The organism is Pseudarthrobacter sp. NPDC058196, from assembly GCF_042882685.1.
Taxonomy (GTDB): Bacteria; Actinomycetota; Actinomycetes; order Actinomycetales; family Micrococcaceae; genus Arthrobacter.
In genome coordinates this window covers 140,393-153,905 of the sequence record NZ_JBHVVN010000006.1, presented here as the reverse complement: position 1 = coordinate 153,905, position 13,513 = coordinate 140,393, and the positions used below count along the sequence as shown (strand labels likewise).

Sequence of the window (13,513 nt, the reverse complement as noted above, 5' to 3'; positions counted from 1 at the left end):
TGCATTTCGTTCGCGGTTGTCGAAAGCAATTGGGTAATGGTTTGGTGAGGTAACGATCCAAAGAGAGGCCACATCATGACCGCCACATCAGATCTCGCTCCCCGCCGGCTTCGGGATATTTTTGGAACCTTTGCCAGCGGATTGACGGTAATTACGAGCTCTACGCCACAGGGGCCGGCAGGCTTTACCTGCCAGTCGTTCGCGTCCCTGTCCCTGGACCCGGCGCTCGTCACGTTCAGCCCGGCGCGTACGTCCACCACTTGGCCCGTGCTGCGCAATGCCGGCGCCTTCGCCATCAACATCCTCCCGGCTGAACACCAGCACCTCGCGGGGCAGTTCGCCCGCTCGGGGGCGGACAAGTTCGCCGGAGTCGGCCACACGTCGTCGCCGTTGGGCAATCCGGTCCTGGATGACGCCCTGGCCTGGCTCGACTGCGAACTGCACGCAGAATACGACGGCGGCGACCACACCATCGTGGTGGCCGCGGTGCGGCACTTGGATGCCCGGGTGGACGCTGAGCCGCTCTTGTTCTTCAAGGGGCGTTACGCCGGGATCTCCCCGGCCGAAAGCCTGCTCGAAGCTGCAGGCTGACCGGCGCCGGTTCCAAGGCTGGTCCGTTATCCGGACCGGCAACATTGCGTGCTCTTGAATCAATCCCCTCAAGTAGTAAGCTTGCTGAGCAATACCAGTAAGCGTGCTGATCAAATGGGATGGAGCAGGAGCCATGGGTGTGATCTCAGGAACGGCCCTGTCAGTGATGCTGACCGTTGGCGGCGTGGCGATCGCAGCGGAGGGCGGCCCGGGAGCCGTGCAGCACTACGTGGCAGGACACGCGCTCCTCGGGATGGGGATCGGCTTGTTCATCACCACACTGATCCGCACTGCTGCCCGCTACGTCCTGGCCCGATCAACTTCCGCTTCGCGAAGGACACAAGCAGTCCAGGAACCCGCGGATCCCGCCAGCGTAACCGTCCTGCCGCTGCGCGCCGCCTCCGTCATTTCGCTCCGCGGCCGGCATGCGGCCTGAAGCCGGGCCCGTCACGGACAATAACCGCGCCGTGCCGCCGGGCGCGCAGGGCACCGGGCCCGGCCACCGCCGCGGAACGCGTGTCCTGGTCCTCGTGTGCATCGCCGTCGCGGCCTCGCTGGTGGCAGGCGCTGCCTCTATCGGTCCCGGGCGTACCGACCAAGGCCTGCTGCGCGGCTTCCAGATCCGGGTGCTGGGCATCAGCCAGGCGGCGGCCGAAGACCGGATGGACGGCGCCCTGTCAGCGCTCCAGGCATTGGAGAAGGACCTCGGCGACGCGGCGGCGGATGGGCGGCTTTCACCGGAGCGGTACAACGGCATCGAAAGCGCACTGGCCTCGGTCCGGGCCGACATCGCAGAGCACGTGGCCGCAGCGGCGGCGCCCGAAGCGCCAGGGGCTGACCCGGCCGGCGTCGAGCTGTCCGGCGCTCCAAGTGACACTGGAAGCGTTCCGGCTGAACCGGCCGTGGCCACCGCGGCGCCGGAACCGGCGCCTGCCGCCGACGCTCCGGGAGCCGGGCGTTCGGCCACGGCGAAGGAAGCCAAGGGTAAGGCCAAAGGCCAAGGCAAGCCCTGACCGGCAGGCAGCGATCCTGCCGATCGAGGGAGAATGGACGCATGATTCCTCCTGCCGGCCACCCCGACAACGGCTTCGATCTCCGAGCAATTGGAGCCGGCCTTGCCTTCGCGGCTTCCCTTGCCCGGCTGCGGCAGGCACTGGAAGCGGGCCCGGATGCGGCCGCCGTGGTGCAGGCCCCGCCGGGAACAGGAAAGACCACCCTCGTTCCGCCGCTGCTGGCCAACCTGGTTGGCCGGTCCGGTCGCGTCGTGGTCACCCAGCCGCGGCGCGTCGCGGCGCGGGCAGCCGCACGGCGGCTCTCGGAACTTGACGGCAGCCCGGCGGCCGGCCGGGTGGGCTACACGGTACGCGGCGAACGCCGGGCCGGCCCGCCGACCCGGGTTGAGTTCGTCACCCCCGGCATCCTCCTGCGCCGCCTGTTGGCGGACCCGGGCCTGGACGGGACGTCCGCCGTCGTCCTGGACGAGGTGCACGAACGCGGCCTCGAAACTGACCTCCTGGTCGGGATGCTCGCCGAGGTCCGCCAGCTGCGCGGGGACCTTGCCGTCGTCGCTATGTCCGCCACCCTCGACGCGCCCCGGTTCGCTGCGCTGCTGGGCAACTCCGGCGGCCCGGTGCCTGTGGTGGACTGCCCGTCGGTGCATTACCCGCTCGAGGTGCAGTGGCTCCCGGCGCAGGGGCCGCGCCTTGACGCCGGAGGAGTGACGCGGGCCTTTCTTGACCAGGTCGCCGCCACGGCCGCGGATGCCCACGCTGCGGCGGGCAGCTCCGTGGACGCCCTGGTGTTCGTTCCCGGCGCCCGGGAGGTCTCGCACGTGGCCGCGGCCCTGCGCGGCAGGATGGGCCGTGGCGTGGAGGTCCTGGAACTGCACGGCCAGATTGGTGCGGCGGAACAGGACAGGGCGGTCTCCGGACGCCGCCCCGGGGAAAGTGCGCGGATCATCGTCTCCACGGACCTCGCCGAGTCCTCCCTGACGGTACCCGGTGTACGGCTGGTGATCGATTCCGGCCTGGCCCGGGAGCCGAGGCGCGACGCGGGCCGCGGGATGAACGGGCTGGTCACCGTTTCGTGTTCCCGGGCATCCGCCGAGCAGCGCGCAGGACGCGCCGCCCGGCAGGGCCCGGGCACCGTGGTCCGCTGTTACAGCCAGCAGGCCTATGGTGCCGCGCCGGCGCACGTCACGCCGGAGATCAACGTGGCCGACCTGACCAGTGCGGCGTTGACCCTGGCCTGCTGGGGCTCGCCCGGCGGGGAGGGCTTGCCCCTGCCGGACGCGCCGCCCCGCCAGGCCATGGACGACGCCGTCGAGGTCCTGCGGGAGCTGGGCGCCATAGCCGACGACGGCCATGTGACGGCCGAGGGCAGGCTGCTCGCTGCAATACCCGCCGATCCCCGGCTTGCCCGGGCGTTGCTCGAAGGCGCCGCGTCCGGCGGGACCCGGCTGGCCGCCGAGGTGGTGGCTGCGCTCTCCGGGGACCATCGCGCGCCCGGAGCGGACCTGCCCCGCCTCCTGTCACAGCTCCGGGCCGATCCCGGACCTGCCGGCCGGCGTTGGGCCGAGGAAACCAAACGCCTTGCGTCGCTGGCACGCCGGCAGCCGGACCGCCGTGCCCCGGTCCCCCCCGCGTTGGCCGGCCAAGGCGAAGCTGTTGGCGCCGTCGTCGCCCTCGCCTATCCCGACCGCGTGGCACGCCGCGTGCCTGGCGGCGAGGGGTCCGGGCAGTACCTGTTCACATCAGGCACCCGGGCGGGGCTCCCCGGAGGCAGTACCCTCTCAGGCCATGAATGGCTGGCCGTGGCCGACGTTTCGCGGGCCGGGGGCCGGGATGCGGCCGGAACCGGTGCCGTGATCCGCGCAGCAGCACCCCTGTCCGCCACCATGGCCGAAGCGGCGGCGGCGAACCTGCTCGTCGAAACCGTGGACACGCACTTCAGCGCTGGGCGCCTGACGGCCCGCAAGACCAAGCGGCTGGGTGCGATCGTGCTGTCCTCGACACCGGTGCGTCCCACTGCCGCCCAGGGCAGGACCGCGGTGGCAGCCACTTTCCAGGCGGGCGGGCTGGCGGCCCTTTCCTGGCCGCCGGCGGCGGCCTCCTTCCGAAGCCGGCTCGCCTTCCTGCACCGCAAGGTGGGGGAGCCGTGGCCGGATGTCTCGGATACGGCCCTGCTGGCGCGGCTGGAAGAGTGGCTGGGGACCGGGTTGGAAGCCCTCGCCGCTGGGTCGCCGCTGGATTCCCTTGACCTGGCCGGGGCGCTCCGCGGGCTGCTTCCCTGGCCCGAGGCCGCGAGGCTTGATGAACTCGCTCCGGAATGGCTTGAAGTTCCCAGTGGTTCGAGGATCCGGGTCGAGTACCCGGAGCCGGGTGACGACGGCGCCGCGCCCGTGGTGGCGGTGAAACTCCAGGAGTGCTTCGGGCTGGCCGAATCACCGCGGTTGGCCGGTGGAAGGGTGCCGGTGCTCTTCCACCTGCTCTCCCCGGCACGCCGCCCCCTGGCCGTCACGGACGACCTGACCTCCTTCTGGTCCGGCCCGTACGCCCAGGTGCGCACCGAAATGCGCGGCCGCTACCCCAAGCACCCCTGGCCGGAGGATCCATGGTCAGCCCCGGCGACCGCACGCGCCAAGCCACGCACTTAGGGCCGGTTACGGGCGGTGCACAGCGCCCGCAACGGGCCCGTGAGGTCTCCGATACACAGCCGAAACCTCTTGTCGCCGTGGTGAAACATCCGCTGGCTAGGCTCCTTCCTACATGGACGGCGTTGTCCATACACCACCAGGAAGGACTGAACCATGTTTCTCTTGAACAGCCTGAACCTCTTGCTCGATGTCCGGCGCGGCGACGGCGGCCGTAGCCACGAGGGTCGGTCCGAGGAATCCGCCGCGCGCGCTTTCCCTGCCGGACAGCTCACGTCCGCTGCGTGGGAAGGCTGGTGGCACGAGGACGCCGCTTAGCAGCGTCAGCCGTTACTGCTGTTCGGGAATCCAGAACGGCGCCTCAACACCGGTGCCGGTCAGATTGTCGCACCGGACCAACTGTGTGCCGATCCGCTCCAAGGCGCATGGTACAAAGCTCGGTCCGGGTGCCTCACCCACCGACCCGGCCGCCAACCCGGGGGTGGCCAGTGATACGAGGAGAAGAAGGCCCGCCAGGCGAACGAAGACGCGTGGTGAACCGAGTGTTGCAGCCATGATCCGGCCTCCCTGCTGATGGTACGAACTGATGCTCGTACTATGCGCCGCCCTCAGGCCGGGCACCTCCGGCAAGGACCCTCAAGAAGCCGGCTCCGGCCCCTTATTTCCTGGCCGGTGGCCCCTATGCCCTGGCCAACGGTGGTGGGAAGCTGTGATGGTGGCCAGCGATGGATGCACTGATGGACCCGCCCTGGTGGGGCGCGATCGGGAACTTGCGGCGCTCACGGATATCGTGGACGCTCTTTGGACGGGCGCGGCTCGGACGACCATCATTTCCGGCGACGCCGGTGTCGGCAAGACGGCGCTGGTTCAGGCTGCGTGTCGTGCCGCGAAGCCCGGGATTGTGATCCTCAAGGGAGCCGCGCTGCCGTTGGGCGACTTGACGGTACCCTACCTTGGATTGCGCTCAGCCCTTCGCTGCGCCCCCTTCTACCGGCCCGGCCTGCCGTTAACCCGGGCATTGGACGGCGGCACAGCCGGGAACGTGCCCCTGCTTGTGGAGGACTGGCTCACGTCGATCAGCGCCACGTCGCCCGTCGTCCTGGTGGTTGATGATCTGCACTGGGCCGACCAGGACACCCTGGACGTGCTGATGTATCTGGCAGCCGGAATGGCCGATCGGCGACTGGGGATTGTTTGTACCTTTCGGGCGGGTGAACTTGGCGAAAGCCATCCATTGCGGACATGGCTTGCCGATGTACGGCGGCTGCCGAACGTCAGGACCATGGATCTCGGCCCACTTGACAGGCCAGGGACGGCGGCGCAGATTGCGGGAATCATGGGGACACCGCCACGGCAGCCGCTGGTGACGGAGGTGTTTTCCCGGACTGCCGGGAACCCCTATTTCACGGCCCTGCTTGTCGAGGGCCTGCCTGCGGACGCGGCTGAAATTCCCGGCGGCCTGAGTGGGGACCTCAAACAGGCTGTCCTCAGATCATGGCGCGGTTTGCCTCAAGGTGCACGCGACCTCACACGCCTCGTGGCGGTGGCCGGACGGGAAGTGACGGAACAGGACCTGGCCGCCGTCGCAGAGATTGGGCACCTTCCGAGCAGCAAGGAAGTCCCGCTGCTCCTGAAGGCTGCAGTTGATGCCGGAATTCTGGACCGTGGCCCCGACGGCGCGTACTGGTTCCACCATCCACTGATTGCCGAGGCGCTTGAACGGGACCTGTCCGCGGACGAACGTAGGATCCTGCACGGCTCTTTCGCTGCAATGTATGAATTGCGGGCCAGCGTGGACCCGGACCTGCGACTGCCCGCCGCCCTCGCGGATCACTATTATTGGGCCGGCAATACCGGCGACGCCTACCGCTGGGCTCTCGCTGCCGCCGATCCGAAGGATGGTGCCGGCTCGGCCGCCGAGAGGCTGCGCATGCTGCAGCGCGCGGCGTCGATTTACCCTCAAGTGTCCGGTTCGGAAAGGCCGCAGCAAGAGTTGTGGGAGCGGATCAGGTCAGCTGCCTTCGCTTCAGGTGCTTTCGCGGCCGAACTGGAGGCTGTGGATGCTCTGCTGGCAGGGATGGACAGGGCTGCCGAACCCTTGGACGCTGCGGAGCTCCTGGTCCGCCGCGTTCATCTTCGCCATTCCACTGGCCAGCAGTTCTTCGCCATGGAGGACGTCATCGAAGCGGTCAGGCTCTCTGCGGCTTCGCGGGAGAGTTGGCAGTACTCGTTCGCTTTGGCTGAACTCTCACATTCATCCCAATGGAACGGCGTTCCTGGTGGAGCTGCCGCAGCCGCACGGGCAGTGGAGACAGCCCGCCGGAGTGGACACCCACGGGCGCTGGCCTACGCGCTCACCGCCGCCGCCATGGTGGATGTCTTTGGCAACCAACCCGGCCGGGCAAAAGTACTTGCAGCCGAAGCCGCCGCGGAAGCGCTCAAGGCACGTGATTTTTGGGGTTACGTGCACGCCACACTTTGGCTGGCGAATGCCCAGGAAGCCTGGACGAGCTGCCTTTACGCGGACCTGCTTCACGCCGGCCGGCTGGAGCTGGCCGCACACGGCGGCCCACACACATACGTCGCTAAGCTGGCGGCTGACGAAGCCGCCAGCTACTTGGCCGTTGGCAACTGGCGGGGTGCCCAAACGGCATTGAGGATCGCGATGAGCCTCGATCCCGGCCCGATGGGGGACGTCAGCGGACGGCTCACCGCCGCCAGGCTTGCGCTTCTGCAGGGCCGGGGTACCGAAGCGGCGGCCCACTTGGCACGGGCGGAAGAAGTCAACATTGACAGCAATGCATTCGTGAACCTTAATTTCGCCGCTGTCCGCGCCGAAGTTGAGTCCTCGGTCGGCCATTTCAGGAAGTCCTATGAGTCCGCGGTTGCAGTCGCCAGCCTTCCCGGACCCGCACCCACCATGTGTGAGTGGCTGCTCCCGCTGGCCGCCCGCGCACTGGCGGACCAGGCACAGCAGGCCAGGGATACCGGCCTCTCCGCGGAGGAATTTCTTGCTGAAGCCAAGCAGTTGGAGCTGCGCTTTCCGGCCGGGCTCTTTGAACCAGGCTCGCACAGCGACCTGTACCGCCGTCAAACCAAGGCCTTTTCGCTGCTTTATGCCGCCGAACTGGGCAGGATCCGGCAGGTGCCGGACAACGGATCAGCCTGGGTCCGGGCTGCCGACGCCTTCAGCGCGGGAACCCTGCCCTGGGAGGAAGCCTACTGCTGCCGACGGGCTGTGGAGGCGATGATGCTCCACGGACAATCCGGGCGGTACCGCGTTGCTCCCGTTCTGCGGCGCGGGCTGGCACTGGCCGGTGAACTCCAGGCCCGCCCCGAGCAGGAAGCGCTGGAGGAACTGGCCGTACAGGCACGCGTCCCCACGGTCGTCGAGCCACCTGACCACGACAGCCGGGCACATCTGCCCGGGCTCACGCCCCGAGAACTGGACATCCTGGAATGCGTGATCGCTGGCAGGACCTACAGGGAAATTGCGACAGCACTGGTCATCAGCGAAAAGACCGTCAGTTCCCACATTTCCAACCTCTTGCGGAAAACAGGGGCCACCAACCGGGTAGACCTGGCCCGGTTGGCCAAGGTAAATACGATCAACCCTGTGAAGCGATGAACACCGCCACCGGAAGGGCCAGGGACGCGCCCACTTCATCTGCGGGCCGCTTTTTGCCCGCCACCGCAAAGGAGTGGTCGCCGCCCTCCACCCACTCCAGTACGGCAGTTGGTCCGATCCGGGCCACGACGTCCGTCAAAATGTCAGGCGTGGCAAACGTGTCGCGCGTTCCCTGCAGGAAGAGCATCGGCGCCGTGATCCCGTACAGGTGCTCATCTCGGAGTTTCTCGGGCTTGCCGGGAGGATGCAGCGGGTAGCCCAAATACACCAGGCCTTTGGCTTCCATGCCGTCGGCAACGGCCATGGATGCCATCCTGCCGCCGAACGACTTGCCCGCCGCCCAGACGGGGCCGCTGTCGCCGCTGGCCTCCGCCCGGGCATGGGCTGTGTCCAAGGCGGCCCGCCAGGCGGCGATTGCAGCCGGAGGGCGGTCGGGGAACTTCCGCCCTGCCTCCCGGTACGGAAAATTGAAGCGCAGGGTGGCCAGGCCCAGCCCGTTCAGGGCGTCCGTGAACCCACGCAAGAACGGGTGGTCCATTCCGGCCCCTGCGCCGTGCGCCACCACCACTGTAGCGGTGGGGTGCTCCGGGCGTGCGTAGAGGGCCGAAAACGTGGCGTCACCTGCAGTGATGACGAGCTGCTGATCGGGGCGGGGCATGGATCCATCATGCCTGAGGACAGCCGCATATGCCGGTCCCCGCCCGCGCCCGGGTGTACGTTGTCCCCATGGCGAGCGAACAGACCACCATCACTGTCCAGGGTCCGAACGGCGAACGCGAAATGCGCATTTCCAGCCCCAGCCGCGTCCTCTTTCCGGACTTGGGCCTGACCAAGCTGGACCTCGCCAGGTACATCTGCGACGTGGGGGAGGCATTCATTGCCGCCAATGGGGACCGGCCCGTGTCCCTCCAGCGGTACTCGGACAACATCGAAGGCGAGATGTTCTTCTCGAAGAACCCGCCAAAAGGCACGCCGGACTTCGTCAGGTCCGTCAAGGTGGTGTACCCCAGCGCCAGGTCCCATCCCCAACTGGTCCTTGACGAACCGGCAGCTGCCGTCTGGGCCGTCCAGATGAACACCGTGGTCTTCCACCCCTGGCCGTCCCGCGCGGAAAACACCGACAACCCGGACCAACTTCGCATCGACCTCGACCCGCAGCCAGGAACAGATTTCGGCGACGCCGTCCCCGCAGCCCTGGTCCTCAAGGACGTCCTCGCCGAGGCCGGCCTCACCGGCTTCATCAAGACCTCCGGAAACCGCGGCCTGCACGTCTACGCTCCCATCGAACCAACCCGCGAGTTCCTCGATGTCCGCCACGCCGTCATCGCCGCAGCCCGTGAAGTTGAACGGCGCATGCCGGACAAAGTCACCACCGCCTGGTGGAAGGAGGAACGGGGCCGCCGGGTGTTCCTGGACTTCAACCAAGCAAACCGGGACCGTACCATCGCCGGCGCCTACAGCCCGCGCGCACTGCCGCACGCCCCGGTGTCCTGCCCCATCACCTGGGCGGAACTCGAGCAGGCCGATCCGAAGGACTTCACCGTCCTGACCGTCCCGGAGCGGCTGAAGACCGTGGGCGACCCCTGGGCCAACTTCCACGCCAATCCAGGCACCATCGACACCTTGCTGGGGTGGTGGGACCGGGACTGTAAGGACGGCCTCGGCGAGATGCCCTTCCCACCGGACTACCCCAAGATGCCGGGCGAACCGCCCCGGGTGCAGCCCAGCCGGGCGAAAAAGCCGACTGACGCCAACAACGACTGACCCGGGCCCTCCAAAACGGGGCATTTTGGCACGGACACGCCGGCCGTCGTCGGAAATTACGACGGCGGCGCCGCCAAAGTGCCCCGGGCCCGCAAATGCGGCGAGAGTCTATTCGAAGCGGGACGCGTCACCCATGCCGTGCCGGACCACCTCGGCCACGCCGCTGGAGAAATCGACCACGGTGGTCGGCTCTGCCCCGCAGTCACCGGCGTCGATCACCGCATCCACCTGGTGGTCCAGCCGCTCCTTGATTTCCCAGCCCACGGTCAGCGGTTCCTCCTCGTCCGGCAGCAGGAGCGTGCTGGAGAGCAGGGGCTCACCGAGTTCGGCGAGCAATGCCTGGACCACGCGGTTGTCCGGAATCCGCACCCCCACCGTTTTCTTCTTCGGATGGAGCAGGCGCTTCGGAACCTCCTTGGTGGCGGGGAGGATGAACGTGTAGCTGCCCGGAGTGACGGCCTTGATACTGCGGAAGACGTCGTTTCCGATGTTCACGAACTGTCCCAGCTGGGCGAAATCCCGGCACACGAGGGTGAAATGGTGCTTGTCATCCAGATGGCGGATGCTCCGGATCCGGTCCAGGGCCTCCTTGTTGCCCATCTGGGCTCCCAAGGCGTAGCAGGAGTCCGTGGGGTAGGCGATCAGGCCGCCGTCGCGAATGATTTTGACTGCCTGCGCAATGGCGCGCGGCTGGGGGTCGTGCGGGTGAACATCAAAGAATCTGGCCATGACCCGAGCCTACGTTCCCGGGGGCGCACCGCACCATCACCCTGGGCACGTTGGGGCTGCCTTTTCGGGCCACCAAACAAGGGATGAACAGGGGAGACATCCCCTACCGGGCCAGCGTGGGATCGGGCAGGATGGTGTGTGCACCCGTTCCGGCCATGTGAAGGAGAACCCGCTATGCCCACCATCCTCAATCCCTACCTGAGCTTCCGGGACAACGCCCGCGAGGCAATGAACTTCTACCAGTCCGTCTTTGGCGGCGAACTGACACTGAGCACGTTCGCCGACTTCCAGGCCAGCGACGATCCTGCCGAAGCCGAGAAGATCATGCACGGCATGCTCACCACCATGCAGGGCCTGGTACTCATGGGCGCCGATACCCCCAACAGCATGGAATTCCACCCGGGGTCATCGATTTCCGTTTCCCTCAGCGGCGACGACGAAGCAGAGCTCCGGGGCTACTACGAAAAGCTCAGCGGCGAGGGCGGCGCGGTCACCGTCCCCATGGAAAAGGCGCCGTGGGGCGACGTCTTCGGTATGTGCGTCGACCGTTTCGGCGTGTCCTGGCTGGTCAACGTCAACGGCGCGCAAGCCACGCAGGCTTCCTGACCGCAGCGTGCTCCGGGCCAAAGTGGCGGGGACGGCAGGCCACTGACGTCTCCGCCACGGCCGGCTGAATCCACCCCGCCCAACTCCTTGAGGCGGACCCTTCGTCCTGCGAGGATGGAGGGGTGAGTCCCCTCATGGAATTTCTTTCCGACAAGTGGTGGCTGGTTTTCCCGCTGATGGCGTTCGCCGGCCGCTGGGCCGGCGGCTGGCGGCGGGCCGCCGAGCGGCGCCACCGGCGCCGGGTTGAACTGTATAGCCTGAAGAACCAGGCGCGCGAAGCCGAGAGGGCCTCCCTGGCAGAGGTGCAGGCCCTGATGGCTGCCCACGAAGCAACCAACAAACGGTGGCTTGACTACGAACTCGATGTTGGCAAGCTCATCGATTTTCCGCTCATGACCGACGTCCGTGAGCCGCTCACGGTCGCCTTCCTGCGGGCCAAGCGGGAAGCGGACGGCCAGCGGCCGGCATCTGCCGCGGACCTCACCTCGGTGAGCGGGTTTGAGTCGTACCGGCAGGCCGTCAACAACTTTGCGGTGGCGCTCGACGTCGCGGAACGGGAAGCCAAGCGGATCAGGGACAGCAGGTTCAGCGGTCCCGAGCGCGAACGGCTGGCCACGGCACGGAAACTCCTGATGATCGCGGAGAACCAGGCAGCCACCCCCGCCGAACGCCAGGCCGCCTACAAACGGGCCCGCCGCGAACTCGACGGCCTGATTGTCCTGCCCGATGTGACTGTCGCTGCGATCGAGGAAAAGATCGCCCCGGAACTGGACGCGCCGCCCCGGCCGGCGCAGTTCCACCAGGGCTGACGCCGAGCCCTGCAGCACCGGCCGCAATGCCACTGAAACGCAGCCACCGGCAGCGGGCCGCCACCCGGTTGGCCGGGCCGGGCCACTGTTTTGTCCTCATGCCGGGGACGCGTACGATCGATAAGGTTTCCCGCCGGTCCCGGCCCCCGCCGCAAGTCATTCCACGCAAACAGCTGGTGAACTATGCTGTGCAAGGCAGCCTGGTAGGAGAAACTGCTGAACGTCGACTCTGCAGATTGGGCAACAGGTGGATATCACCTTCATGGTGGCGCTGGTCATAGCACTGGCACTATTTTTCGACTTCACGAACGGGTTCCACGACACCGCGAACGCCATGGCCACACCCATTGCAACGGGCGCCATCAAACCTCGGACAGCGGTGGCCTTGGCGGCCGTCCTGAACCTGGTGGGCGCGTTCCTCTCTACAGAGGTTGCCAAAACGGTGTCGGGCGGAATCATCCGCGAAGGATCCGGCGGCGTGCAGATTACCCCGGAGATCATCTTCGCCGGTCTCATGGGTGCCGTCTTGTGGAACATGGCCACCTGGCTCAAGGGCCTTCCCTCCAGCTCATCGCACGCGCTCTTCGGCGGCTTGATCGGCGCCGCCGTTGTCGGGGCAGGGTTCAGCTCAGTCAACTTCGAGAGCCTGCTGCAGAAGGTCATCCTTCCCGCCGTCTTCGCCCCGGTCATCGCCGGCCTTGCCGCCTACGTCTGCACCAGGCTGGCCTACGCGCTGACCGCCCGCCACGATCCCGAAACGGGCAGCAAGCTCACCCAGAAGCGCGGCGGGTTCCGAACCGGCCAGATCTTCACCTCCAGCCTGGTGGCCCTTGCCCACGGCACCAACGACGCGCAGAAGACCATGGGCATCATCACCCTGGTGCTGATCGCCGCGGGGAGCCAGGCTCCCGGCTCGGGCCCGCAACTCTGGGTCATCACGGCCTGCGCCCTGGCCATTGCGATCGGCACCTACGCCGGAGGTTGGCGCATCATCCGCACCATGGGCTCCGGCCTGACGGAGGTCAAGCCCGCGCAGGGCTTCGCGGCTGAGACCAGCACCGCCTCTGCCATCCTCGCCTCGTCCCACCTTGGCTTCGCCCTCTCCACCACCCAGGTGGCCTCAGGCTCCGTGATCGGCTCCGGAATGGGACGCCGCGGAACCACCGTCCGCTGGAACATGGTGGGCAAGATCGCACTCGGCTGGCTCTTCACCTTGCCGGCAGCGGGAATCGTCGGCGCCCTGACGGCCCTGCTGGTAAAAACCGGTCCCGTGGGCGTGCTGATCGCCGCCGTGGCAGGCAGCGTCGCCGTGCTGTTCATGTTCTTCTACTCGCGCAAGTCCTCCGTGGGCCACCAAAATGCTGTCGAGGTCGAGGAAGCCGGCCAGGCCGTCCGCTTCGCCAAGAAAAAGGCCATGGCACGTGCCCGGGCCAAAGCGAAGGAACAGGCCAAGGCCGAGGCTGACGCCAACACCCCCAAGGAGAATCAGCGATGAAATGGTTGGAACTCCTGACCGTCGCAGGCACCACCCTCATTTCCGCCGCCGTGGTGGTCACCCTTTATTCGCTCGGCGTCAGGTTTACGGCAATCGCCGCCGACGCCCAGGAACCATCCCCGGGAATTAAGCGCTCGGTGGCCTACATGTGCTTCGCCCTCTGCGGCGTGGCCGTGCTCTTCGGGCTGTACCTGATCATCCCGTACTTCACCAAGTAGCGGGTCCCTCCGGTTGGGCCC

General features: G+C 67.3%; 14 protein-coding genes. 11 read left to right on the top strand and 3 right to left on the bottom strand.

All coding sequences use genetic code 11. The features are described 5' to 3' along the window. Positions 1 to 75: 75 nt before the first annotated feature. The 5 genes from ACFVVC_RS10360 (at position 76) to ACFVVC_RS10340 (ending at position 4,561) form a co-directional block, all read left to right on the top strand. A complete protein-coding gene (locus ACFVVC_RS10360; RefSeq protein WP_387452284.1) occupies positions 76 to 591 on the top strand; it encodes a flavin reductase family protein in 516 nt (171 codons plus the stop codon). Positions 592 to 724: 133 nt separating this feature from the next. Beyond that, a complete protein-coding gene (locus tag ACFVVC_RS10355) occupies positions 725 to 1,027 on the top strand; it encodes a hypothetical protein (RefSeq protein WP_387452282.1) in 303 nt (100 codons plus the stop codon). After that, the gene (locus ACFVVC_RS10350) at positions 1,017 to 1,604 is read left to right on the top strand and encodes a hypothetical protein (protein ID WP_387452279.1); all 588 of its coding nucleotides are present in this window, start codon (positions 1,017 to 1,019) and stop codon (positions 1,602 to 1,604) included. Before ACFVVC_RS10355 ends, ACFVVC_RS10350 begins: the two co-directional genes overlap by 11 nt. Positions 1,605 to 1,645: 41 nt before the next feature. Next, positions 1,646 to 4,246 (top strand): ATP-dependent helicase HrpB, encoded by a 2,601-nt coding sequence (gene hrpB, locus ACFVVC_RS10345; protein ID WP_387452277.1) that lies wholly within the window; start codon positions 1,646 to 1,648, stop codon positions 4,244 to 4,246. 153 nt (positions 4,247 to 4,399) lie between these two features. After that, positions 4,400 to 4,561 carry a hypothetical protein gene (locus ACFVVC_RS10340; protein ID WP_387452275.1) on the top strand — a complete coding sequence of 54 codons (162 nt, stop codon included), beginning with the start codon at positions 4,400 to 4,402 and terminating at the stop codon, positions 4,559 to 4,561. Positions 4,562 to 4,573: 12 nt separating this feature from the next. On the opposite strand, the gene ACFVVC_RS10335 is transcribed toward ACFVVC_RS10340, so the two are convergent. Next, entirely contained in the window at positions 4,574 to 4,798 is a 225-nt protein-coding gene (locus tag ACFVVC_RS10335; RefSeq protein WP_387452272.1) for a hypothetical protein, read from the bottom strand. Between the two features lie 157 nt (positions 4,799 to 4,955). On the opposite strand from ACFVVC_RS10335, the gene ACFVVC_RS10330 reads away from it, so the two are divergent. Next, on the top strand, positions 4,956 to 7,871 hold the full coding sequence (locus ACFVVC_RS10330) for an AAA family ATPase (protein WP_387452269.1): 2,916 nt from the start codon (positions 4,956 to 4,958) through the stop codon (positions 7,869 to 7,871). Here ACFVVC_RS10330 and ACFVVC_RS10325 read toward each other — a convergent pair. Next, positions 7,852 to 8,529, bottom strand: coding sequence for an alpha/beta family hydrolase (locus tag ACFVVC_RS10325; RefSeq protein ID WP_387452267.1), 678 nt, complete (start codon positions 8,527 to 8,529; stop codon positions 7,852 to 7,854). The genes ACFVVC_RS10330 and ACFVVC_RS10325 overlap by 20 nt on opposite strands. Positions 8,530 to 8,597: 68 nt before the next feature. Here ACFVVC_RS10325 and ligD point away from each other — a divergent pair, with 68 nt between their 5' ends. Next, the gene (ligD, locus tag ACFVVC_RS10320; protein WP_387452264.1) at positions 8,598 to 9,635 is read left to right on the top strand and encodes a non-homologous end-joining DNA ligase; all 1,038 of its coding nucleotides are present in this window, start codon (positions 8,598 to 8,600) and stop codon (positions 9,633 to 9,635) included. Between the two features lie 108 nt (positions 9,636 to 9,743). On the opposite strand, the gene ACFVVC_RS10315 is transcribed toward ligD, so the two are convergent. Beyond that, the gene (locus ACFVVC_RS10315) at positions 9,744 to 10,364 is read right to left on the bottom strand and encodes an L-threonylcarbamoyladenylate synthase (protein ID WP_387452261.1); all 621 of its coding nucleotides are present in this window, start codon (positions 10,362 to 10,364) and stop codon (positions 9,744 to 9,746) included. Between the two features lie 174 nt (positions 10,365 to 10,538). Between ACFVVC_RS10315 and ACFVVC_RS10310 the strand changes: the two genes are divergently transcribed. The 4 genes from ACFVVC_RS10310 to ACFVVC_RS10295 all read left to right on the top strand — a co-directional run bounded on the left by ACFVVC_RS10310 (position 10,539) and on the right by ACFVVC_RS10295 (position 13,492). Next, complete coding sequence (locus ACFVVC_RS10310) at positions 10,539 to 10,970, top strand: VOC family protein (RefSeq protein ID WP_387452259.1); 432 nt, start codon at positions 10,539 to 10,541, stop codon at positions 10,968 to 10,970. 134 nt (positions 10,971 to 11,104) lie between these two features. After that, entirely contained in the window at positions 11,105 to 11,779 is a 675-nt protein-coding gene (locus ACFVVC_RS10305; RefSeq protein ID WP_387452678.1) for a hypothetical protein, read from the top strand. 247 nt (positions 11,780 to 12,026) lie between these two features. Beyond that, positions 12,027 to 13,274 (top strand): anion permease, encoded by a 1,248-nt coding sequence (locus tag ACFVVC_RS10300; protein WP_387452256.1) that lies wholly within the window; start codon positions 12,027 to 12,029, stop codon positions 13,272 to 13,274. Then, entirely contained in the window at positions 13,271 to 13,492 is a 222-nt protein-coding gene (locus ACFVVC_RS10295) for a hypothetical protein (RefSeq protein WP_387452253.1), read from the top strand. The genes ACFVVC_RS10300 and ACFVVC_RS10295 overlap by 4 nt, the downstream gene beginning before the upstream one ends. Positions 13,493 to 13,513 lie beyond the last annotated feature (21 nt).

Excerpts from the sequence above, each read along its gene's own strand:
- ACFVVC_RS10305 (WP_387452678.1), top strand. The coding sequence starts at position 11,105 with ATGGAATTTCTTTCCGACAAGTGGTGGCTGGTTTTCCCGCTGATGGCG.
- ACFVVC_RS10340 (WP_387452275.1), top strand. The coding sequence starts at position 4,400 with ATGTTTCTCTTGAACAGCCTGAACCTCTTGCTCGATGTCCGGCGCGGC.
- ACFVVC_RS10325 (WP_387452267.1), bottom strand. The coding sequence starts at position 8,529 with ATGCCCCGCCCCGATCAGCAGCTCGTCATCACTGCAGGTGACGCCACG.
- ACFVVC_RS10360 (WP_387452284.1), top strand. The coding sequence starts at position 76 with ATGACCGCCACATCAGATCTCGCTCCCCGCCGGCTTCGGGATATTTTT.
- ligD (WP_387452264.1), top strand. The coding sequence starts at position 8,598 with ATGGCGAGCGAACAGACCACCATCACTGTCCAGGGTCCGAACGGCGAA.
- hrpB (WP_387452277.1), top strand. The coding sequence starts at position 1,646 with ATGATTCCTCCTGCCGGCCACCCCGACAACGGCTTCGATCTCCGAGCA.
- ACFVVC_RS10315 (WP_387452261.1), bottom strand. The coding sequence starts at position 10,364 with ATGGCCAGATTCTTTGATGTTCACCCGCACGACCCCCAGCCGCGCGCC.
- ACFVVC_RS10310 (WP_387452259.1), top strand. The coding sequence starts at position 10,539 with ATGCCCACCATCCTCAATCCCTACCTGAGCTTCCGGGACAACGCCCGC.
- ACFVVC_RS10295 (WP_387452253.1), top strand. The coding sequence starts at position 13,271 with ATGAAATGGTTGGAACTCCTGACCGTCGCAGGCACCACCCTCATTTCC.
- ACFVVC_RS10330 (WP_387452269.1), top strand. The coding sequence starts at position 4,956 with ATGGTGGCCAGCGATGGATGCACTGATGGACCCGCCCTGGTGGGGCGC.
- ACFVVC_RS10355 (WP_387452282.1), top strand. The coding sequence starts at position 725 with ATGGGTGTGATCTCAGGAACGGCCCTGTCAGTGATGCTGACCGTTGGC.
- ACFVVC_RS10335 (WP_387452272.1), bottom strand. The coding sequence starts at position 4,798 with ATGGCTGCAACACTCGGTTCACCACGCGTCTTCGTTCGCCTGGCGGGC.
- ACFVVC_RS10350 (WP_387452279.1), top strand. The coding sequence starts at position 1,017 with ATGCGGCCTGAAGCCGGGCCCGTCACGGACAATAACCGCGCCGTGCCG.